Origin of the sequence: Thalassotalea litorea (assembly GCF_005843925.1) — a bacterium.
GTDB classification, from domain to species: domain Bacteria; phylum Pseudomonadota; class Gammaproteobacteria; order Enterobacterales; family Alteromonadaceae; genus Thalassotalea_A; species Thalassotalea_A litorea_A.
Genome location: NZ_VCBC01000009.1, coordinates 84,097 through 105,516 on the forward strand (window position 1 = coordinate 84,097; position 21,420 = coordinate 105,516).

Annotated in this window: 19 protein-coding genes and 1 other RNA gene; 7 read left to right on the plus strand and 13 right to left on the minus strand. The window is 44.0% G+C overall.

Annotated elements, in window-relative coordinates:
* Positions 1 to 11: 11 nt before the first annotated feature.
* From FE810_RS10215 to FE810_RS10230, 4 genes are all read right to left on the minus strand, one after another.
* Complete coding sequence (locus tag FE810_RS10215; protein WP_138319961.1) at positions 12 to 3,482, minus strand: PAS domain-containing hybrid sensor histidine kinase/response regulator; 3,471 nt, start codon at positions 3,480 to 3,482, stop codon at positions 12 to 14.
* A 53-nt stretch (positions 3,483 to 3,535) separates the two neighbouring features.
* Positions 3,536 to 5,050 carry a matrixin family metalloprotease gene (locus FE810_RS10220; protein ID WP_138319962.1) on the minus strand — a complete coding sequence of 505 codons (1,515 nt, stop codon included), beginning with the start codon at positions 5,048 to 5,050 and terminating at the stop codon, positions 3,536 to 3,538.
* On the minus strand, positions 5,047 to 5,709 hold the full coding sequence (locus tag FE810_RS10225) for a hypothetical protein (RefSeq protein WP_171022328.1): 663 nt from the start codon (positions 5,707 to 5,709) through the stop codon (positions 5,047 to 5,049). The genes FE810_RS10220 and FE810_RS10225 overlap by 4 nt, the downstream gene beginning before the upstream one ends.
* 476 nt (positions 5,710 to 6,185) lie before the next feature.
* Complete coding sequence (locus FE810_RS10230) at positions 6,186 to 6,425, minus strand: HP1242/YdcH family protein (RefSeq protein WP_138319964.1); 240 nt, start codon at positions 6,423 to 6,425, stop codon at positions 6,186 to 6,188.
* Between the two features lie 188 nt (positions 6,426 to 6,613).
* Here FE810_RS10230 and FE810_RS10235 point away from each other — a divergent pair, with 188 nt between their 5' ends.
* Positions 6,614 to 7,387 carry a DUF3313 family protein gene (locus FE810_RS10235; protein WP_171022329.1) on the plus strand — a complete coding sequence of 258 codons (774 nt, stop codon included), beginning with the start codon at positions 6,614 to 6,616 and terminating at the stop codon, positions 7,385 to 7,387.
* Between the two features lie 297 nt (positions 7,388 to 7,684).
* On the plus strand, positions 7,685 to 8,932 hold the full coding sequence (locus FE810_RS10240) for a carbohydrate porin (protein ID WP_138319966.1): 1,248 nt from the start codon (positions 7,685 to 7,687) through the stop codon (positions 8,930 to 8,932).
* Between the two features lie 222 nt (positions 8,933 to 9,154).
* On the opposite strand, the gene FE810_RS10245 is transcribed toward FE810_RS10240, so the two are convergent.
* From FE810_RS10245 to ssrA, 3 genes are all read right to left on the minus strand, one after another.
* Complete coding sequence (locus FE810_RS10245) at positions 9,155 to 10,570, minus strand: metal-dependent hydrolase family protein (RefSeq protein ID WP_138319967.1); 1,416 nt, start codon at positions 10,568 to 10,570, stop codon at positions 9,155 to 9,157.
* A 20-nt stretch (positions 10,571 to 10,590) separates the two neighbouring features.
* Positions 10,591 to 11,793, minus strand: coding sequence for a dipeptidase (locus FE810_RS10250; protein ID WP_138319968.1), 1,203 nt, complete (start codon positions 11,791 to 11,793; stop codon positions 10,591 to 10,593).
* Positions 11,794 to 12,285: 492 nt separating this feature from the next.
* Positions 12,286 to 12,636, minus strand: a transfer-messenger RNA (tmRNA) gene (gene ssrA / locus FE810_RS10255).
* Between the two features lie 284 nt (positions 12,637 to 12,920).
* Here ssrA and FE810_RS10260 point away from each other — a divergent pair.
* Positions 12,921 to 13,394 (plus strand): hotdog fold domain-containing protein, encoded by a 474-nt coding sequence (locus FE810_RS10260; protein WP_138319969.1) that lies wholly within the window; start codon positions 12,921 to 12,923, stop codon positions 13,392 to 13,394.
* Between the two features lie 87 nt (positions 13,395 to 13,481).
* Here the strand turns inward: FE810_RS10260 and smpB are convergent, their stop codons facing one another.
* On the minus strand, positions 13,482 to 13,964 hold the full coding sequence (gene smpB / locus FE810_RS10265) for an SsrA-binding protein SmpB (protein ID WP_138319970.1): 483 nt from the start codon (positions 13,962 to 13,964) through the stop codon (positions 13,482 to 13,484).
* A gap of 161 nt (positions 13,965 to 14,125) precedes the next feature.
* Between smpB and FE810_RS10270 the strand changes: the two genes are divergently transcribed.
* Positions 14,126 to 14,563: a type II toxin-antitoxin system RatA family toxin gene (locus FE810_RS10270; protein WP_138319971.1), complete on the plus strand. Its 438-nt coding sequence runs from the start codon at positions 14,126 to 14,128 to the stop codon at positions 14,561 to 14,563.
* Complete coding sequence (locus tag FE810_RS10275) at positions 14,560 to 14,910, plus strand: RnfH family protein (protein WP_138319972.1); 351 nt, start codon at positions 14,560 to 14,562, stop codon at positions 14,908 to 14,910. The genes FE810_RS10270 and FE810_RS10275 overlap by 4 nt, the downstream gene beginning before the upstream one ends.
* Positions 14,911 to 14,956: 46 nt before the next feature.
* Here the strand turns inward: FE810_RS10275 and FE810_RS10280 are convergent, their stop codons facing one another.
* On the minus strand, positions 14,957 to 15,343 hold the full coding sequence (locus tag FE810_RS10280) for a hypothetical protein (protein WP_138319973.1): 387 nt from the start codon (positions 15,341 to 15,343) through the stop codon (positions 14,957 to 14,959).
* 494 nt (positions 15,344 to 15,837) lie between these two features.
* Here FE810_RS10280 and FE810_RS10285 point away from each other — a divergent pair, with 494 nt between their 5' ends.
* Positions 15,838 to 16,464, plus strand: a complete 627-nt coding sequence (locus FE810_RS10285; protein WP_138319974.1) for a PEP-CTERM sorting domain-containing protein — start codon at positions 15,838 to 15,840, stop codon at positions 16,462 to 16,464.
* 378 nt (positions 16,465 to 16,842) lie between these two features.
* The gene (locus FE810_RS10290) at positions 16,843 to 17,493 is read left to right on the plus strand and encodes a PEP-CTERM sorting domain-containing protein (protein ID WP_138319975.1); all 651 of its coding nucleotides are present in this window, start codon (positions 16,843 to 16,845) and stop codon (positions 17,491 to 17,493) included.
* A 245-nt stretch (positions 17,494 to 17,738) separates the two neighbouring features.
* On the opposite strand, the gene FE810_RS10295 is transcribed toward FE810_RS10290, so the two are convergent.
* From FE810_RS10295 to FE810_RS10310, 4 genes are read right to left on the minus strand one after another with little or no spacing between them, the layout of a single operon-like run.
* Positions 17,739 to 18,518, minus strand: a complete 780-nt coding sequence (locus FE810_RS10295) for an ATP-binding cassette domain-containing protein (RefSeq protein WP_138319976.1) — start codon at positions 18,516 to 18,518, stop codon at positions 17,739 to 17,741.
* The gene (locus FE810_RS10300) at positions 18,518 to 19,507 is read right to left on the minus strand and encodes a peptide ABC transporter ATP-binding protein (RefSeq protein WP_138319977.1); all 990 of its coding nucleotides are present in this window, start codon (positions 19,505 to 19,507) and stop codon (positions 18,518 to 18,520) included. The genes FE810_RS10295 and FE810_RS10300 overlap by 1 nt, the downstream gene beginning before the upstream one ends.
* Positions 19,507 to 20,400: an ABC transporter permease subunit gene (locus FE810_RS10305; protein WP_138319978.1), complete on the minus strand. Its 894-nt coding sequence runs from the start codon at positions 20,398 to 20,400 to the stop codon at positions 19,507 to 19,509. The genes FE810_RS10300 and FE810_RS10305 overlap by 1 nt, the downstream gene beginning before the upstream one ends.
* Positions 20,390 to 21,418, minus strand: coding sequence for an ABC transporter permease (locus FE810_RS10310; RefSeq protein WP_138319979.1), 1,029 nt, complete (start codon positions 21,416 to 21,418; stop codon positions 20,390 to 20,392). Before FE810_RS10310 ends, FE810_RS10305 begins: the two co-directional genes overlap by 11 nt.
* Between the last annotated feature and the right edge of the window lie 2 nt (positions 21,419 to 21,420).

Consider the following 21,420-nt stretch of genomic DNA (forward strand, 5'->3'; position numbering starts at 1 on the left):
ACTTTGCCTAGCTATTTCACCAGTTGTTTAATTGTCCGTTTTAATGCTGCAGGTTTTACCGGCTTATTCAAAAACTGAAAACCCTGTTCACGAATTGCTTCGCGAATTTCTTCACTGTGATCGGCACTATTCATAATTATCGGAATATCACTATCGACTTGTTGGTGTATAAACTTAACCACTTCCAGGCCGGTAACGCCATCGTCTAAATGAAAGTCAGCAATAATCAAATGCGGTTGGTGTTGTTCGGTTACCTGGACTGCCATATCTTGATCTTTTGCCTGCCAGGCTTGGCATCCCCATTCACTCAGGCGTTTATCCATCGCCGATAGCACCGCATCATCATTATCAATAATTAATACTTTTAATGACTTAAGGTCCTGGTGGTTTACCGGGTTAACTGGGTTGAGCGCCACCGTAGGGATGGGGTTATCGCTTAACATTATCACCGGTAACTGAATGCTAAACTCACTACCATGACCAAACTCAGATTTTAGGGACAGTTCGATACCAAGGATCTTGCAGATCCTTGATGTGATCGCCAGACCCAGCCCCAGACCTTGTTCCTTGTTTTTATTAATTTGTTCAAAGTCGTTAAATATCCGCTGTTGATCTTCATCTCGTATACCAATACCGCTATCTTTTATGTGTAAGAATATCGAGTTGAGCTTACGCTCAAGGACAAGTTCCACTTTCCCGTGGGAGGTGTAGCGAATGGCATTGGTCAATAAGTTTTGAATTACCCGGCGCAGCAGAGTTTTATCACTGCGGGTACCGACGTTTTCGATATTCGCATGAAACTCCAGTCCTTTTTCTTCGGCCATCATCTTAAACTCTTCACAAATGGGTTGTAAAAAGGTGCCCAGATAGAAATCGTCAATATGTGGGCGAATGGTGCCGGCGTCGAGTTTGGTGAGTTCTAAAATTGACGAGAGCAACTGCTCGGCATTTTCCAGAGAATGACTGATATTTTTACTCAGGTCGCGAATATCATCACGGTCACACTTTTCCTGTAAGATGGACGAAAACAGATTGGCCGCATTAAAGGGTTGCAATAAATCATGGCTTAGTGCGGCAAAGTAACGGGACTTGTTGATATTGGCTTGCTCAGCATCCTGTTTCGCTTCCCCTAGGGCTTTATTCAATCGCTGCAAATCTTCGGTACGTTGTTCTACTCGACTCTCTAGGTGCGCATTGATTTCTTCTAACGCCTTTTGGGTTTTTACAAACTCAGTAATGTCGGCATAGGTAGTCACGAAGCCACCACCAGGTAACGGGTTGCCATTCATTTCATAGACTTGTCCAGACTTTTGAACTCGCTGAAAACGATAGGGAATACCTTGTTGTAAGTAGGTAATGCGTTTTTCCACTTCCTGTTGTTTCGAACTTCCCCCGAAAAAGCCGCGGTTGGCATTAAAGCGGATAATTTCTTCTACCGGGCGGCCGACAAAAATCTCTTCGTCCGGGTAGTTAAACATTTCGATGTAGCGACGATTCCAGGCGACTAATCTTAATTCTTTATCGACGACCGAAATCCCCTGATTGACGTTTTGAATGGTGGCTTGTAACAAGGAACGATTAAAACGCAGTAATTCACTGGCTTCATCGACAATATCGACCACATCATTTACCAGAGCATGGCGCTGGCTTTTTGCGGAATTAAGAAGCAAACGAGCCGAGGGGCCACCTATCACACCGGATAATTCCTGTTCGACTTTTGCCTCAAACTCACCGGTAATCAGATACTCATCATGCACTTGTTTATTGCCATAGTAGTTTCCGATTAACGTATCGGCGTACGTCACGCCAAAGAATCGAACCAACAAAATACGCACATCTCCCAAGGTTAAAGGCGTATTCCCATAAGAGAAATGTTCGCTGTCGTGCTTGACGCGAATGTAGTTGCGAGCCTGCAATTGTTCACTCATTGACGGGGCGGTTGTCAGGCTAAAATAGATAAATGTCAGGATATTTAAGCCTAGGCTCATTAATACCCCATGGGAGATAAAATCGATATCCACGGTAAACAGTGCGGTGGGGATCAGCCATTCAAATCCAAACAAGCCCTGGGCGAAATAGTGTTGGTAAAACTGAGAGTCTTGCAGCATTGAAGGTAGCAGTAACGTATATGCCCAGACTAAAGTGCCGATGACAATACTGCGATATGCGGCCTTATGATTGGCTTTGCTCCATAGCAAGCCGAGAAGCATTGCCGGTGAAAATTGCGCAACTAAAGTCATCGCCATCAGACCGGTGACCGCCAATAGTTCGGAATTCGATATCGATTGATAGTACGCCCAGGCGGCGAATAAAATGACGGCAATGGTAATGCGGCGGATAATCAATAATCGGTTCGGACTCAATTGTTGACTATCGACAAGTGATGTTCGTTTTCCTTGCTCATGGGCCAGAAGTTTCGGGGTGATCAGGTCGTTGGAAACCATAATGCTAAGCACTATTGTGGCAACAATAACCATAGACGTGGCGGCGGAAAAACCACCGAGATAAGATACCAAAGTCATCAGATCATTGTTTGCGTATATTGGCAACTGCAACATAAAAGAATCACTGCCGATATCCTGATTGGCAAACAGAATTAGGCCGGCATAGGCGATAGGTAAGGCAAATAAGTTTAATGCGATCAAAAATAACGGAAATAGCCAGCGCGCACTTTTCAGTTCTAACTCGCTTTTTTGCTCGATAAAGGCCATGTGAAATTGTCTGGGTAGGCAAAACATCATCAACACGCCAAGTAACGCTTGGGTCAGATAAACATAACCAGGCGGAGCCTTGATGGCGGTGAGTGCGGAGTGCTCTTTGGCGGCATGTAGCAACTCTGTCGGCGAAGCAAAAATCCAGAAGCAGACAAAGATACCAACCAGTAAAAATGTGACCAGTTTAACAATGGATTCAAAGCCGATTGCCAGTAGCAAGCCAGGATTTTGTTCTGATGGGCGAATGCGGCGAGTACCGAATAAAATTGCAAAGATTGCCAGCATCACGGTAAATACCAGGGAGATATCTACCCAGCCAGTGACTCCTTGATATTGAGTGACGGCGGTAAAACTATCGGTTATCGCACGTAGCTGAAGCGCGATATAGGGAATAATGGCACATACAGATACTAAGGTAATCAATCCGGCAAGTCGGGTTGATTTTCCATATCGGGACGAGATGAAATCTGCCAAAGAGGTCAGCGACTGCTGACGACAGATTTCTGCAACCTTTAACACCAATGGCCAGGCGAGGATAAAGGTGATGATTGCCCCAGCATACGTGGGTGTTAACCACCACCCCGTAGTCGCGGCCTGCCCGGTGACACCATAAAATGCCCATGAAGTACAATACACCCCCAGGCCGAGGCTGTAGACAACGGGTTTGAATCGCTTGGGCAGTTGATATTTATCACCAATAAAGGCAATTAAAAACAAAAGGATCAGATAACAAATGGTTACCAGAACCATCAATGATATGGGTAACATGGACAAAAATTTCTTATTCTTTTTTATCCATACTAACTATTTTTTTCCGGTTGTCATCTATTACCTAACGGATAGTGACGATGTACAACGTTTTTCGGCGTCAATGGATATCGCCGCCGGCAGCGCCACAGCGCAATCAGCAGTAATAATGGCCATTGCGATAAAGCGGCACCATCATCATTGTTGGTGGTTGTTTTACTCGCATCAAATGGAAACGCATCCCGATTATCGCCAATCCCATCGTTATCAGAATCTTTTGATTCACTGTCATCGAATGGGAAAGCATCACTATTGTCGCCTACACCATCATTATCGCTGTCCAGCCATTCCAGAGGGTTAAGTGGAAAAGCGTCTTCGCTGTCGATGACATTGTCATTGTCATCATCATTATCGGTATGGTTGTCGGTGCCATCATTGTCGTAATCTTCGCTACTTGCTGGTGGTACTTCGTCATCTGGTGCATCAATATCATTCGGGTCGCCCGCAAGTAGCCGAATGCGATGATGAAAAGGTGTGTAGTTATTGTCAGGGTTGAGATCAGCCTCATTGGCATTGGTTTGTATATCGATAATGAGGGTGTAATTGCCTAATGGGTAATCGTCACTAAATGGCATAACTAGACGTTTAGTGATTAGCTGACTTTCCGAATGGGTTACGGTTGGTGAAATAAAATGTTGAGCAAATGCTTGATAGAGGTTTGCACGAAAACCATTGGTGTCATAATCGCTTGAGCTAAGGAGATAAAAAGAGGCGGTGGCATTACTCTTTATGTTGCCTAAATCCAGATAGACAAAACTAATTTCAATACTTTTTCCCTGTCGAATCTGGGTTGATGCTGGTTTAGGTAACGGCACATTGTAGCGGCCATTGCTACTACTTTGATACAAGGTGATTGCTAGATCTAAGGCACTTTGATCACTTGTATATAAATTGCGCAGGCCGGCTATTTCATCGGCAACAGGGACTCGCTGGTAAAGATAACCGACGCTTGGGCCTGGTGAACTGGGTCTGAGATTTGAGGGGGCGGGTAGATTCCCGGTTTCATGATCCAGACCCGACATATGACCGATTTCATGAACCAGCACCGATTGCAAGTTATGACGGCGTGAATTGAGATCCTGTTGGGTCAGAGACGGGTCTTTATTTTCTACCAGCCAACTGTAGCTGTTATTGAGGCTGATATCGGCTTCAGAAAATTCACAGCTGCTCTGATAATATTCAAATTGGGTGATGCCAAGGGTATCGCTGTCGAGATCATCGCTAAAGTAAACCTTGTTGATACCATCCCCGAGGGCCGATGATGTCGAGTTGTCATTGCTGATCGCATATTGCAAATTACTGCCAATAACATTGTTCCAGGAATTGATTGCAAAGATGGCGGCGTTGCGAAACGCGCTATCGCGCGGAAAAGATATATCGGACAAACTAATGGTGGTAACACCATCAGGCCAGTGTAACGCGCCCTGGTCATTGTTGCAGGTATAATACTGGCTTGCAGTTGCCGGTTTTAACAAGACCAACACAAGCGTCATAAACAGCAACGTGACACGGATGCGATTGTATTTCATTGCTGACTCATTTTTAATTCAGTGGCATTGTGCCGTGGCAGGGTATAGGTTTCAGGGTGAACACTTTCTAATTGTGTTGTCCTTTTCGTCACGGTTACTCGGCTAATGGATTCGATAAATTGCGCTTCTGTCATTGGTGTTAGCAGAGGCGTAGTTTCAGCCGGTTCTGGCGCTCCAATCAGAATAACATCTGGCACGGTTAATCTTTGTACCTGGATTTGATCATTGACGATGCCAAGCACTGGGTTTAATTGATAATCGTGAACCATATTTTCGTTAACCACAAACATGCCCTGGCCCCAACCGGAGATAGGTACCATACGCTTGCCATTACCTTGCAAAAATAAGATGAGGTTTTGTGCCAGTTTAAATTGTGGCGCGCCCTGAATCTTTTGTACTAAACCGTTGACTTCGCCGCCGTGGCTGACCAGAGTAAACTCCGCAAAAGCGTAGTCTCCCCGATGCAAATCCAGATTGGTAAGGGTAACAAATGTGACTATGGTGCCATTGTCTAATCGGCGGCTGCTTATCTGCTGAACCTGTCCTTGCATAATGGCATCCGCATTCAAGACCAATTCAGTAAAAGAACGGTATTTCAGCGCCGTTGCCAAAGACTGACAGGAAAACAAAGCAATGCTGATAAATATCAGAGAGTTCACGAATCGATTACGGATACGCAGCATAGAGTCAATTCTCTTGTTTAGATAAACAAAAACTCAGTAGCTGCACTTTAATGCGCTTCGTTATTGGACCGTTTACGACTGTTGTTTGCGACCCAAAACAAAGAAAGATTACTGATGTGAAAATCGTCCATTGATTTACAATCTCGCCCTATAAAATCACAGGTATTTGGGCTTGTCCTGATACCTGTTTGCTTGACCGAACCTAGCCAAATACTGTTATCTTCGATCCGCAGGCCGGTGTACTTCTCTAAGCTTAGCTCAACCTTTGGCTCCTGGTAGGCGATTGATGTAAAGATTGGCAGCAAGGGTTGCAGAGGCGAATATGGAAAAGGCCAGCGCTATCGCTGCCAGCCCTGATATTTACCCCTGATTTATATAATTATTTATACAAATACATAGGCATATGCGAATACGAATAGACACGCAAACATCTATGCAAATGCTAGAAGTGCTTACTCAGCCTTTAAACGAGCATAAAGTGCATCCTTGAGGGCTGCCCGATGCTTTTTCATTTCATTGAAGTGTTCATCATCTGTGGGAACGTTGTTTTTTTCCAGGGTTCGAATTTCTTTATCTAGCTGATGATATTCATCACTTTGGGTTTTAAACGACTGATCTGAAGCTTTCAGCGATTGGATCTTTTCTGCATATTCAGGGAAGTCGATATCGAGAGCATGGTTTTCAATAGGCATAGTTAACCTTCGTTTGTTGAACTTTGGTGGGTTGTAGCATTAAAACTTTAAAGAAAGTATAGGCAACATTTCTGTCTCCACGAAAGCCATTGGCGAAAATCACGGTCGACTGTTAAAGCAATTATCAAAGGGTTGGCCATTTTGGTATAAGCTTAATGTTAAATTACTTTACTTTGTGGAGAGGATTAATGCTTAAAATTCAGACAGTAACAAACGATATTGTGATGATGGTAAGGTCTAGAGTTAATGGCCTAAAGCACCAACAAAACGGTTTTTTATTGCTTGTGTCACTGGTGCTTTTTTCCTGCTCTTCAGAGCCGCCGAGCCTGCAAACCGGTGCGGATAAAGAGGTTAACAAGGCGGGTTTGACCCGAGTAGACAATTCGCCAATGGATCTGTCTTACGCAAGAGAAGATGTTGCATGGAGCAAATACCACAAATTGATGTTTGCAAAGGTAAATGTCAATAATGATCACCCCGATGATTATCGTCCGCCACGCATTGACCCTATGTCTGACGGTCCTAATGCGACTTATGATTTGGACGATGCGACATTACTCAAAATGGGGCAAGAGTTCGTGAAAGTGGCACAGGGTGTCTTTGATGAGGATCAACCTTTTGAAATCGTTACTCAGGCCGATGCTAATACGCTAGTGATTGAAGTGATGATCACCGATATTCGTCTCACCGCACCGGTCGAGTCGTCACGTCGCAGTTATAACTCAATTGGTGGCACCACATATACGGAGTCGTCAGGAAGCCTGGTGATTGCTGCGGGCCTGAAAGATGGTGAAAGCGGACAAATTTTAGCTCAGGCCCTTGATCGCGGTGCAGCAATCGATCAATGGAAACAAAATACTAAAGTATTTAATTGGGGAGATATGCGCACCATTTACCGTAACTGGTTAACGACGTTCAAAAGCAGTTTGATCCGCGTATCGGCAAGCGATCAACAGCCTTAACCGCATCAAACCCAAGACACCGTATTTTAGACAACATCACCGGTACTGTTCACTGGCACCCGAGACCATAATTTCCCATATGTTTCGGTGCCGTTTTTGTACCGTCGTAGTTGCGCCGCCGTTGTTTCTGCGACTTGCTGTATTGTGATCAGAGATATGTGTAGTGCAATTTGCGCCTTATCACCAAGCATTGAAGCAAAAATAACCCTGTTACGACGGCTTTTCCTCTCGATTATGCTCAATCTTAAGTGATAACGCAGACCTAAACTAAACTGTTAATTTTAAGTCTTTTTTAAGATGAACCGTTTTCTAATCGTTACTTTTTCCTATTTGCTACTCACGAGTGTGTTTGCACAGACAAATGGCGCTGATGCGACTAAGAAAAAACATGCCGGTCTGTCAGGGCCTGCGTCAGTAGAAGCACAACTCGAAGACGCAGCCAGAACCAACACACCGTTATATTACTGGCCTGATGTCGATAAGGCGTTGCAACCCTGGTTCGCCTTTAAAGACGATTTGTACCAAACCAGTGGTTTTAAATTTGGGATTTTTTATAACGCCCTATATCAACACGCAAACAAAACGTTGCCAGATCAAGAAGACACGAGTGCACTTGGGATCATTCGCTTTAATGGAGCATGGGATATTCTTCGAACGGCGGATAATTCAACCGGAACCTTGTATTTTAATGTGGATAATCGGCATAAACTTGCAACGGAGATAGCGCCGGCTGATATGGCAAGCCAGATTGGTTATGCCGGAATGACTGGAACACTATTTTCTGATGTTGGCACTGTGGTCGTGGATCTAAATTATCAGCATCGATTTAATCAGGATCAAGGGGGCATTGTTGTCGGGCGCTTTGACCCCAGTGACTATGTCTTTGTGTCGGGTTATGCCAATCCCTGGACTTCCTTCCAAAATGTCGCTGTGCTATTGAACCCAGCGGTTGCTTTGCCTGATGTCAGCTGGGGTATCGGCGCCGGAAGTTGGGTAAATGATCAGATTTACATGTTAGCCACCATTAATGATGCCAATGGTACCGTCACCGACAACCTCGAATTTTTATCGGGTGGCAGCGAGTTCTTTACTGCCGCTGAGGTTGGCTGGTCACCAGCTTCCGAATTACGATTTAATCGACAGATTAACCTTAGCATTTGGCATGCAGATCAAAGGGATGGTGTCACATTCGATGATAGTCACGGTGTTGCGATATCGGCTAGCTGGCTCTTTGATGATGTGTGGATGCCAATTATGCGTCTAGGCTGGTCAGAAGGTGAAGCGCCGATCTATAACCGTACCGCAACCGTTGGATTGATATATCGACCACCGATTCGCTCAGATGAATTTGGTATGGCAGTGAACTGGGGCAGACCCGCGGTTGATGGATTAACTGATCAAATCACCACCGAAGTCTTTTATAAATTACAGTTCTCGCAAAATCTGGCCATTACGCCGAGTTTGCAATACCTCAGAGATCCGGCGTTACACCCCACACAAGATGCTGTGACTATTTTTGGCCTGCGTTTCCGGCTTACTCTGTAATACGGACTTTTGATAAGGTTCGTCGCTAATCTGAGTTGTTCATGCCTTTTTCAACGGTAATGTTTTCAGTGGTAATGTATTCAACGGTAATATATTCGTTCCCTTGATAGGGGGATTACGGAGCAGGCGAATGAGCGTGCACAAAAGCGCTAATTAACGCTCTCTTAATTAACGATCTCATTGAATCTTAATGCTTGAAAAGCCTCAAACAGAGTCACCATTTTACAGTTTGTTATAAACAATTTTGCCATCTTTCATTACAAACGGAATGGTCTTGATGGTACGTTCTTCTCTTGGTGTCGCCCACATATCAAAACTCGCGCCCAAAACGGACAAATCTTTTAACGGGTTACCATCGACAAGAATAATATCAGCATAGGCTCCTTCTTCAATAACACCGAGTTTACTAGGATATGGGTTGTTTTTACCCGTCAATGCCATAAGCTTGCCATTATTTGATGTCATATAAACCAGAGTTTTATAGTTACCAAAACCTTCCACGAATTGACCCATTTGAAAATCACGAATGCCTCTGGATGCCAATTTGCTGGAAACAACGACATCGGTGCCATAACCGATATTGATATCCGTAGCATTTGCAAGAGCAATCCAGTTTTCATAGTTTTTAATAATTTGCTCTACCTTTGCTTTTAACGGTAGGTCTGGATTGCCATATTGTGGGTGCTTAAGGAGCTGATTAGAAAATCCTGCCATTGCGGGGACTAGATACGCACCTTTCTTTTTCACGTTTTTAAATGTTGATTTTTCGGTCATTAAATTGCCATGTTCAATCGACATAACCCCCGCATCAAGTGCGCGATTAACGGAATCATCATGGTAAGCATGGACGGCACCTATTGTATCCCATTGCTTTGTTGCTGTGGTCATTGCTCTGAGCTCATCCATGGTTCCCTGGATGGAATGTATCGGATCGCGCATTGAAGTAACGCCGCCTCCAGCCATCATCTTACAAAAATCGGCACCTCCGGCGAGACTGTTACGACAGGCTTTTAACACTTCATCAGCGCCGTCAGCAAGCGTAGAAATACCTAACTTTTGAACCTGACCATTCTTATTGCCATCATCCCCCAATGCTTGTGCATTGGTTCTCCAATCGCCATGGCCTGAGGTTTGGGAGATACAAGCGCCCGCTAAATAAATACGAGGGCCAATTAATGTACCTGCTTCAATATGTTTGCGCATGCCATCATGCATACCACACAAGTCACGTACCGTTGTAAAGCCTGAATATAGGTACTCCTGTGCGGCATCATAGGCTAAAGCCCCTATTTCTTCCCAGGTCATATTGCTAACCCCATCAATAGCGGCAGGATTATCCAGATTCTGTAGATTGAGATGCACATGTGCATCGATCAAACCCGGCATTAACGTGCGCCCGGCACCATCAATCACCACGACGTTTTTATGGCCTTGAATCTCCGTGGCAGATACTTGTTTTATGATGTTTTTTTCAACCAAAACATAATGATTTTGATAGAGTTTGTTATCTACTCCATTAAAAATGTTGACATTCCTGAACAGTGTCTGAGTTGGTAACTCTTGCTCGTTGTCAACGGCAAAGGCTGAAAAAGTACAGGCTAAACTTAACGGCAGTAAAAATTTACGGAATGTTTTCATTTTAATTTATCCTGTAGGCGTTATTTCCAATTCGCTTTATATACGCGTAAAACGTTTTCGCCCAAAAAGCCCTCTATCTCGTCTTTTGTCCAGTTATAGCGATCCTCTAGCTCTCGGACAACACCCCATATTTCGCCGGGTTTTCCCATATGCGAAGGCGTTGCATATCCTGACTCAATGGGAAAGTCTTTTGGATTACGTAAGATCCAATCTAGCGTTTCAGCATAGTTATAAACATAGTCAGGGCCTACACAAGTAGCTTGAGGGCCCACCAGATTGCGAATATATTGCACATGTTTGGCAATATCATAAGGAGTCGCTTCGCCTTTCGCATTGAGAAACCCGCCAATAAACGTCACACAAATTACGCCATCAGTGGCAGCAACAGCTTTAACCGCTTTATCGGAAACATTCCGAGGAATATCCTGAAATGTCATTAATTGTGAATGTGACATCATCACCGGCTTGCTGGAGTGAGCAGCCATTTCAATGCAGGTATTGTCACTCGAGTGAGAGCAGTCGGCGACGATACCCAAGCGGTTCATTTCTTTTAATACCTGCAAACCAAACTCGTGAATGCCCTCATCGGTTCCATCCAAATTAGATTCTCCTCCATCGGCAACATCGGGCAAATCAATATTGTAGGTGAAGTTCATTTGTCGGAGTCCAAGCTTATAAAACACCTCTACGTTATTAATATCTTTAGCTAACGGTCGCATGCTTTGAAAATTGTGGATGATACCGAGCTTGCTCGCCTGCTTTGCTTCTTCAATATCGTCGAAGCTTTTTACTTGCAGATAACGTTCAGGTTGCTGTTGCCAATAAGCATTGGTTTCTTCCATTCTCCTTTTGACTACCTCAGGTGTGTCATCTGGCTTGCCGTTAGAAACGGTTGCGGAGACCAATGTATATTTATTGTCTATCGAGTGTTGAATGGCTTCTTCATAGATTTGTGACGTAAGTCCCGCAGGAAACCCTGGCGCGCCAACAAACAGAGCATCGACAACATTAGAGTTATTGTATTTTTTTTGCATTTCAGCATCTTTGGCGCGGGCTTCTGCCGAGCGCGGCTCCGCGACATCAACTAAATATTTGATATATTCAGGGAAATCTTTTTCATCTGTAGGGCGGGGGCGCATTTCTATTTCAGCGTATGCTGATGTTGAAATTGCCATCGCTATCATCGTGCTCCATAGCACTACTATGTTTGTTTGTGCAGTCATAAATTCCTCGTTTTGAACCAATGAAAGTGCTCTGTTCACCTGTCGTTTATGGCCGGGCCCTTGCTACAAGGGTTTCAATATTAAAGCGAATAAATCCAAAAGCTTAGTTCTCTAAGTATCAAACAGTTTCGCGTGAATATTAAATTCTAGGCCAAGCTTTCAGATGCTGCCATTGCGGCTAACCCTGCGCATATACTCGGTTTGGTTACGTTTATTCGACTTGGCTTGTATCGGCGAAGAAAGGCTTAGCAAGATTTAGAAAGATTTAGAAAGGTTTAATTTGGATGGGCTTAATTTGGTTTCTTTCACAAAGGTTACTGATTTTGGCTGATTTTGAGAGCGGAATAACCATTCTCTGCAATCAAAGCCTTGTCTAAAAGCCTTTAAATTCTTACTGAGTGAGCAATAATTTAATGTGACTGGTATTATTGGGCAATAGTAAGTATTAGAGACAAAAAAAAGCCCCAATTAAGGGGCTTTCATTTGATGATTTGGTGGAGCCGGCGGGAGTTGAACCCGCGTCCAAAAAACCTACATCCTCGGTCCTACATGCTTAGTCGCTCTTTTGTTTAACCAGTCAGTCGCCGAGCGACAGGCTACTTTCTGGTGAGTCTGATACTATTTCGCGGTTCACCGTCAGACACAGTTCCCTCGCTAACCCATTTAGTATGACCATCGCATCACAAGCCAATAGGTGAGGCTACGTGAGGATGGCTAGCATTAAGCTGCTAGTGCGAACGTTTCGTCGTTTGCAACTATAGTTTTGCGGCTTTTTACCAGGCCAACCGCCCCTGGGCATGCACCTTGGGTTTCGTGAATCTTGTCGAATCCTGAATCGGCCCCAAAGTAAACTCGATTAATTAGAAACTTAAATAACCATTAAGTTCCCTAACCGAACTGCTATTGTAGCTGTTCTTGGTTCGGTAAACAACGTGAGAAAATATTCGACAATAACTGCCTGTAAAATAACCAGGTTTATCACTAACCTTGTATATGCCATATTATTCAGCGTATTATTGTTCTTAGTGGTCGTACCAGGTGCGGCAAATTGCTTTTGATGGCAATATAACTGTCGATGACGATATAACTGTCGATACAAGATAATAGATTAGCGTAAAGGATGTTAGATGGCACAGCCTCCTAAAGTATTAGATATTTACAACAAGTGGACGAAGTTCGCGTTTGGTAAGCGACTGTTTTCCTGGTTTTTTGCCCAATGGGCGCCTTACTTCAAAACCATTAAACCTTTAGTGCTCGACCTTGAACCGGGTAAGTGCGAAGTGCTAATCAAGAAAAAGAAAGCGGTACAGAATCATATTGGCACGGTCCATGTTATCGCCATCTGTAATGGTCTGGAAATGGCGATGGGGGCTTGTGCGGAAGCGACGATTCCCAATCATTTACGCTGGATCCCTAAAGGCATGAGCTTAGACTATACCGCTAAAGCGGGTAGTGATATTCGTTGTGTCGCGGACTGTCGGCAGATGGACTGGCAAGAAGGGGATTTTCTTATGCCCGTGACCGCCTATGATGACAATGACGTTGTCGTTGTTAAAGGCCATATTAAACTTTGGGTAAGCTTAAAGCCTGCGAAAAAATAAACCGGCGTGTTGAAATGCTTCACCACGAATATTAAAAAAACTCCAGCGCATGTGGAGCTTTTTTGTTTGCCGACACCGCGTAAAGGGTTACTGGGTACTCTTTTTCATCAGTCGGCCTTGATCGACTTTCCACTCTCGTTCTTTGATATCCGCGCGTTTATCGTGGGTCTTTTTGCCCTTACCAAGGTAAAATTCCAGTTTAACCCAGCACTTTTTCCAGTACATAGCGGTGGCGATCAATGAATAGCCATCTCGTTCGACACTTCCGGAAAGACGGTCGAGTTCACGACGATTCAATAATAATCGGCGGCTACGTGTCGGATCACAGACGACGTGACTTGAGGCGGCATTCAAAGGCAGTATCTCACTGCCAACCAGAAATGCTTCGCCATCTTTCATCATCACGTAGCAGTCAGAGATATTGACTTTACCACTGCGGATACTTTTGATTTCCCAGCCTTGTAGGCTCATACCTGCTTCAAATTTGTCGGTAAGGGTATAGTTGTGCCTTGCCTTTTTATTCAAAGCAATCGTATTGCTGTTTGCTTGTTTCGATTTTTTCTTTGCCATAATGGCGAATATTATACGTAAAGAATGGCTGAATGGTACAGGTATTCTGGCTTTTCATTGTAAATTTACAATCTCCTGCCGCAGATGACGCATTGGGATGATTTTTAATGAGGTTTCAGCAACGCTTTGTTATCATATCGCAATATTTTTTAGGGGGTTGAATGCCTGCAATTAATCGAAGTGCGCTAGTTATGCACAGCGCTGCGGAAATGTTTCATCTGATTAATGATATTCCGTCCTACCCGAAATTTTTACCGGGCTGCAAAGATGCCAAGATCATGGCCCAGGACGTGAATTCGATGACCGCGTCGATATTGGTTTCAAAAGCTGGCGTGGAAAAGTGGTTTACCACAAAAAATGCGTTAGTTGAAAATGAACGGATCAGTATGAGTCTGCTCGACGGGCCTTTTAAGCGTTTGACGGGTGATTGGCTGATTACCCCGTTAAGTGACAGTGCCTGTAAGGTTTCTTTACAGTTAGATTATGAGTTTTCCAGCAAGTTAATCGAGCTAGCGATTGGTAAAGCATTTAATGCATTAACCAACAATATGGTTAATGCATTCACCCAGCGTGCCAAAGAGGTTTATAAAAATTTATGAGCGCGGAACAGTTATTAATTGAAGTCGTTTATGCACTCCCGGATAAGCAAATATTGCTGTCCCTGCATGTTGAGGAAAGTTCGACAATTGAGCAGGCCATCGTTGCATCCGGGATGATCCAGCAATATCCACAAATTGATTTGCAAGTGAATAAAGTTGGTGTGTGGAACAAAGCTGCGAAATTAACGGACTTGGTTGAAGATGGAGATCGTATTGAAATCTATCGCCCTTTGATCGCCGACCCTAAAGAAGTGAGAAAGCGCCGTGCTGAAAAAGCAAAGCAAGAGGGACGTGCAGACAAAGTTACCGGGGGGCGGGTGAACCCGCTTCGTGGCCAGAAAACTTAAAACCTCAATCGACCCAAGCGCGGGACGAAGAGATTAAACGCGAATTTTAGAAAGAGAACAACCTGGCAAGTTTCGATGGCTGACACTGCTCTGAATCTTCATCGTGAGAATGTTGACTAAAGGTTTCTCCAACTAAGGCAAAAAAATACTGAACCCGATCCTGGGCTTTCATGGCCGTTTCAAAAAAGCTATTCGGCTTGCTCTGCTGGTGACTTACTAAGCGATAACTCGGTACTTCGATGAGTTGTGCTAATGGTTTATTGATCAGGGCATCATAGGCAGTGAAATGGTTGCCAGCAACCGTGGTAATGCTCACTTGCATATCTTTGGTAAAGTGAACTTTGCTGTCTTCTACTGCGAATACCGATGTTGTTACAAAAACCGTTAGCATCGATGCTAAGGTTAACGATATCGCGTTTTGTGTCCTTTTCATGCTTCCCCCTCGATTGGAAGTGCTGCCGTTAGTATACAACGTAATACAACTTTAATTAGCTGCCTGACTTTCCTTTCGGTCTTCCCACCAACCACGCTGACCTTGTTGCAGCGAGTATTTATCGTCATAGAGCTAACTTGCTATTTTAAGATATAAAACATTTGCTGAGAATACCAACGCAATCCGATGAAATCCCGCTTCGGCAGGATGAACGACACACGTGGTTACCTATATTCCTTTCTGTACCACCTTCACCGAACTCTTTCGTATTTTATGGTTGTTTTCTGAGCGATGCAAGATTATTGCTTTATCACTGTAAAACACCCCATTGTTGTAGGATCTTTTTACAATCTTGAATAAGTATGGTTAACCTTGGTTTTGCCAAAGTTAGTTATCTACCTGTTTTTTCGTAGGAAAAAATTGAGTTCTAAAAAGTGGCATAGAGACTGCATTATCCAATCCGCAGTTCATTTGTCATTCGGAGGTTCTATTAAATGAAAATGCTAAAAGTAATAACCGCTCCTTTATTAGCGACACTTTTATGTTTCAGTGGAATAGCTAATGCGGAATTAATCAAGGTCCTCGATTTTGAGGAATTAACCGATGCCTTAGGTGAAGGTAACTGGGATAGTCCATTAGAAGTTGAAACTTCAGTTGAAGGTTTAACCGTGGTTCTAGAGGTTGCTTCTGGATATCTTTATTTAGATAAAGGCGCAGGGCTGGGTAATTGCCAATCTGACAGCGGTTGTGCCAAAGACCCAGACGATAACTTTAATGTGGGTGAAATGTTCACGTTTACCTTTATGGCAGATGGTGAAGTATTTGTTCCTGAAGGTGCAACACTTCAAGCAGTCGCTCATGATTACGAAGGCTTTTTTGCTGGCAGTATGGCGGATATGAGTGATGGCGGTGAATGGATGCTAGATGATAGCGAAATTTATACCTTTGCAGAAGGTGAATCGTTCTCTATGACCGTAACTGTTGGCGAATACTATATCGCTGCACTGTGGCTAGATGATGGTCAGTTACCACCGCTAGGTGTTCCTGAGCCAGCTAACCTTGCGTTAATGGCATTAGGTATCTTTGGTCTTGTGGCATCTCGTCGTAAGTTACGTCGTTAAGTCATGGCAACCAGGTAACTACCTGATAATTTAACAGGTAATATGCCATTGTTGAAAGCCAGCGTAATCGCTGGCTTTTTAACGTGTGCAATAAAACACCAGCATTAAAACACCTTAACGCTTTTCGATATCAATTCATTGTGTTTTGCCGTATTTCTCTCCGAACGCTGAGCTCATATACTTTCAATTCGAACAAACAACCGGCTCACCCGATTAATTTGTCATGAATTTTTACAGAGTCGATGCGTTCTAGGTCAATGAAATTCTGCCTTGTAGCTATCTTTTTGAAATCTAAATCAAAAAGAATAAAAAATCAGATTGGCTTATTAATTGCTTTAAAGGGGTTGGATTTCATTCGACGTTTGGAGGTAAATTTAAATGAAGATCCTAAATGTGTTAAAAGCGACTGCATTAGCGGCAATTTTATCGTTTAGCAGCATGGCAAAAGCCGAATTGATTATGCTCTTAGACTTTAATGCGCTGGCTAATGAACTTGGCGATACCGTCATAGAAGACAATCCTGCCACCTTTGATCTTGGCGCCATCGTGCCGGGCCTAATGGTGACCATCACCGCGACTCCGGAAGACAATTACCACTATTTAGATGAAGGTACAGGCCTTGGTATCTGTGATACCTTGGATGGCTGTGTAGCCGACCCTAGTGATAATGCCAATGTAGGAGAAGGCTTTATCTTTGAATTTACTCTTGACGACGTTGCATTCGTTGCCGAAGGGTTTTCAATCCTGGTAATCGGCCATGATTATGAGGGCGGCATAATGGAAGGCACAGTTGTTGCGATGAGTGATGGTGGTGAATTTATGCCAACCAATGACGTTCCTGTCTATACATACTCAGAAGCGAGTGATATGTTTTCACTAGAAGTGACTGCAGGTGAAATCTATCTGGCGTCTATCTGGTTTGATGATGGTAGCTTGCCACCACAGGGTATCCCAGAGCCAGCCAATATTTTGTTAATGTCATTGGCATTAATCGGATTAGTGGCATCCCGTAAAAAAATGCAAAAATAGTCGTTAAAAGGAATGCCATTTTAGGTCATTGTCGAAGTACTTCGGCATCATGATACCTCGGTAGAGAATGAAAGCACCTAGCAGGATTGGTATTGTTTTTAATTATTAAACCTGAAAAAAGCGAAGCCACGGCTTCGCTTTTCTTTTGACAAGGGCTTGGTATACGTGTGTTGGAAGTAAGCCGTGGCCAAGTTAATTAAAGCAACAAATAACCTGATCTTATTGCCTTTTATGGGAATGTAAAATTAGATGGCAGGGCGTTTTCTTTGGCTCATAATAAGCTTTTTGGTGTACTTGTCTTTTGGGTCTTTAAGTACCTGCTCGGTTGTTCCTGTTTCTACCACTTCTCCATCACGCAATACGATCATTTTGTCACTAAAATGCTCAACGATATCCAGATCGTGGGAAATGAGTAAATAGGCCAGACCCATTTGTTGTTGTAAGTCGAGAAGAAGGTTTATCATTTGAGCGCGCAAAGATAAATCCAGCGCGGCAAGCGCTTCGTCTAAAATGACCAGTTGCGGCTCTAAAATGATGGCACGTGCTAACGATATGCGTTGTTTTTGACCACCCGAAAACATGTGTGGATAAAAGTGCATGTGATCTGCCAGCATTCCGACTTTTTGCAGAGTCTGTCGAATCAACAAGGTTCGCTGTTGCGGATTGAGTCGAGTATTGAGAAGTAATGGCTCTTCGAGTTGCTGCTTGATGGTTAAACTAGGGTTTAAGGTATTGCCGGCATCCTGGAATATCATTCTGACGTGCTGACATCGTTGCTTAAAGTTACCGGTTTGCAGGTGTTGGCCATTTAAAATAATTTCACCCGTCGTCGGACGTGCGGCTCCAACTAATAACTTGGCAAGTACTGATTTGCCCGAGCCGATACCGCCCACAACCGCCATGGTTTGTTTTGATTCAAGCTTGAACGATAGCGGCTTCAATACTGTTTTGTATTCTTTTTTCCACCAACCACTATTCACTTTATAGCGTTTACTAAGGTCATTTACTTCAATCAAACTGGCCATTAGTATTCATCCTTGTGAGAGAAATGGCAGCTTACCTGGTGACCATGGTAAGAGCGAATTTGCGGGGCGGTGACACATTTTTTACGGGCATTTGGACATCGGGGGCCGAGTCGGCAACCGATAGGCAGATGCTGCAATACCGGGATAGTACCAGGCAGTGTTTCCAACCGGGCTTTCTTTTGCCATTGTTTTTGAGGTGTTGGGGTACTGGCAATGAGTGCCTTGGTATAGGGATGAAAAGGGGTTTTAAAAATTTGCGCGGTTGTTCCCGCTTCAACAAATTGCCCGGAGTACATTACAGTAAGGTTATCGGTCCAATGGCTGATTTTATCGAGCTCATGGCTAATTAATAATACGGACATGCTTTTTAATTGATTCAAACTGGCCAGTAGGCGAAAGATCTGGGCCTGATTGGCCGGCTCCATCGACGCCGTGGGCTCATCGGCGATCAATAGCTTGGGGCGCCTTGCTAATGCCATGGCAATCATTACTCGCTGACACAGAGTTGTGGTCAGTTGATGGGGATATGATTTGGCAACCAAGGTGTGCTTTTTTATCCCGACTTTGTGGAGTAATTTAATTGCCGCTTTTCGGCGCTGCTGGGCTTTTTGCCAGAAATAGCCGGACAGTTGCTTACTATCAATCGCTTCCTCAATTTGCTCGCCAATGGTGTTGGTTGGGTCGAGGCAACTCATTGGTTCCTGGAAGATAATGGCGACATCACGAGTAATAATCTTTTTGCGTTCTTCCTCGGTTAAGCGCAATAAATCAATACCCTGCCAGTGAAACCGATCCGCTTCAACTTTCCACTTGTCATCAAGTACCCCCATAATGGCTTTTGCCAACAAGGATTTGCCGCTACCTGATTCACCAACCAGACCACGAAACTCCCCCTCTTTTATCGACAGACTCACCCGGTCAACAGCCAGGATCGGTTCCGCAGTTGACTGTAAAGTGATACTGAGATTTTTCACATCAAGAAGGTTCATTAGTTCTCTTTTTGCAATTTAAGCGAATGGCGAAATCCTTCACCTACTAAGTTTGTAACCACGACCGCGATTAAAATTGCCAATCCTGGCAGGTAAGTCGTCCATGGCGCGATATAAAATAGATCCAGACTGTTGGCGAGCATCGACCCCCATTCTGGCAATGCCACCGGAGCTCCCAGTCCTAAAAAACCAAGGGCGGCGATATCTAAGATTGCCGCCGATTGTGCCAGTGTCGCCTGGATAATAATTTTGTCAATAATGTTTGGGTAAATGGAAGTCACTAACACCCGCAATTCTGACGCACCATCGAGGATCGGAATTAATACATAGCCTTTTTTCTGCTCTTCTTTAATGGCATTTCGAGTAATATGGATAAATTGCGGGATCAGCACTAATCCAATCGCCCATAATACATTGGTTAAGCCGGGGCCGAGAATTGCAACGATAATAATCGCCAGTAACAGGGACGGCATGGATAACACGACATCGAGAAAGTGCGTCAACAAACTGGCTTTTACACCCCGGGAAAGCGCTGAAATAGAACCAATGACGACACCAATCACCAACGCCAAGATAACCACGATGATACTAAGGCCAAACGTCAGGGATGTCCCCTGAATCAACCGCGATAGCATGTCTCGGCCTAAATCATCGGTGCCAAGCAGATAACTGATATTGCCATCAACATGCCAGGCTGGTGGCATCAGTAGCATATCGAGATTATTTTCCATCGCCGAATGGGGCGATAACAGTGGACCAAAAACGGCGAGCAGCAATAACAGCACATAACACCCCAGAGCCCATATGGCCACAGGGGTGGATTTAAAGGTGAGCCATAGTTGTTTCATTGGCGCCGGAAATTCTTCTTCGATATAAATCTTATCACGTGCCATGACGAGCATACCTTTCTACGGGGTTTAGGGCGGCGTAAATAAAGTCAGCAAAAATATTAATCAGGAATGTAAAGCTGGCTAACGCGATAAGGCCACCTTGGATGGCGGTGTAATCGCGCTGGAAAATACTATCTATCAGCCAGCTACCAGCGCCTTGCCAATCGAAAATAACCTCGGCAATCATTGCCAACGTCATCAGGTTGGCAAATTGTAAGCCCATATCACGAATAATTCGCACCAAAGCATTACGAATGCCGTGGTGATAGATAATTTTGAGATTCGATAACCCTTTTGCTCTCGCCGCTTTTATATAATTCGATTCAAGGACTTCGAGCATGGAAGTGCGGGCCAGGCGAATAAATATCGTCATTGGTGCTACCGCCACCGCAATGGCCGGTAATACCAAGTGCTTGAGGGCGTCTAAAAACGCCTGCCATCGGTAGGGCGAGTCACTCAATAAAATATCGATTAATTTAAACCCAGTGACCTGCTCTATTTCAAATAATAAGTTGATCTGTCCCGAGGATGGAAACCACGGCAGGATGATCGCAAACACTAGAATCAAAATTAGCGCCAGCCAAAATACCGGTAATGAATAGCCAACCATGGCAATCACTAAGATGGTTTTATCGGCGCCTTTGTTATGAAAAATTGCAGCAATAAACCCTAGAGGAATACCAAATAACATCGCCAAAAACAGTGCTGCTAGGCTTAATTCAATCGTAGCCGGCAGGTAAGTTACCAACTCCTCACTGATCGGGCTTTGGGTCGACATTGAGACACCGAAGTTACCGCTAAAGATTTCTTTTAAATAGGCGAGGTACTGGAAAAACAACGACTGATCCATGTGGTACATTTGTTCATAGGTGGCAAGCTCAGCATCACTGGCATTGACCAACCCTGTCATATTGACAATCGGAGAACCGGGGAAGAAATAATTTAGGCTAAACGCAACCAGCGTCAACATTAGCAAGGTAAAAAACAATAAATTTAAGCGACGCAGGGCAAAGCTAAACATAT

Coding starts and splice junctions, on each gene's coding strand:
- FE810_RS10280 (WP_138319973.1), bottom strand. CDS start 15,343: ATGAAAAGGACACAAAACGCGATATCGTTAACCTTAGCATCGATGCTA.
- smpB (WP_138319970.1), bottom strand. CDS start 13,964: ATGGCAAAGAAAAAATCGAAACAAGCAAACAGCAATACGATTGCTTTG.
- FE810_RS10310 (WP_138319979.1), bottom strand. CDS start 21,418: ATGTTTAGCTTTGCCCTGCGTCGCTTAAATTTATTGTTTTTTACCTTG.
- FE810_RS10250 (WP_138319968.1), bottom strand. CDS start 11,793: ATGACTGCACAAACAAACATAGTAGTGCTATGGAGCACGATGATAGCG.
- FE810_RS10285 (WP_138319974.1), top strand. CDS start 15,838: ATGAAAATGCTAAAAGTAATAACCGCTCCTTTATTAGCGACACTTTTA.
- FE810_RS10230 (WP_138319964.1), bottom strand. CDS start 6,425: ATGCCTATTGAAAACCATGCTCTCGATATCGACTTCCCTGAATATGCA.
- FE810_RS10215 (WP_138319961.1), bottom strand. CDS start 3,482: ATGTTACCCATATCATTGATGGTTCTGGTAACCATTTGTTATCTGATC.
- FE810_RS10290 (WP_138319975.1), top strand. CDS start 16,843: ATGAAGATCCTAAATGTGTTAAAAGCGACTGCATTAGCGGCAATTTTA.
- FE810_RS10270 (WP_138319971.1), top strand. CDS start 14,126: ATGCCTGCAATTAATCGAAGTGCGCTAGTTATGCACAGCGCTGCGGAA.
- FE810_RS10305 (WP_138319978.1), bottom strand. CDS start 20,400: ATGGCACGTGATAAGATTTATATCGAAGAAGAATTTCCGGCGCCAATG.
- FE810_RS10300 (WP_138319977.1), bottom strand. CDS start 19,507: ATGAACCTTCTTGATGTGAAAAATCTCAGTATCACTTTACAGTCAACT.
- FE810_RS10245 (WP_138319967.1), bottom strand. CDS start 10,570: ATGAAAACATTCCGTAAATTTTTACTGCCGTTAAGTTTAGCCTGTACT.
- FE810_RS10220 (WP_138319962.1), bottom strand. CDS start 5,050: ATGAAATACAATCGCATCCGTGTCACGTTGCTGTTTATGACGCTTGTG.
- FE810_RS10260 (WP_138319969.1), top strand. CDS start 12,921: ATGGCACAGCCTCCTAAAGTATTAGATATTTACAACAAGTGGACGAAG.
- FE810_RS10295 (WP_138319976.1), bottom strand. CDS start 18,518: ATGGCCAGTTTGATTGAAGTAAATGACCTTAGTAAACGCTATAAAGTG.
- FE810_RS10240 (WP_138319966.1), top strand. CDS start 7,685: ATGAACCGTTTTCTAATCGTTACTTTTTCCTATTTGCTACTCACGAGT.
- FE810_RS10275 (WP_138319972.1), top strand. CDS start 14,560: ATGAGCGCGGAACAGTTATTAATTGAAGTCGTTTATGCACTCCCGGAT.
- FE810_RS10235 (WP_171022329.1), top strand. CDS start 6,614: ATGCTTAAAATTCAGACAGTAACAAACGATATTGTGATGATGGTAAGG.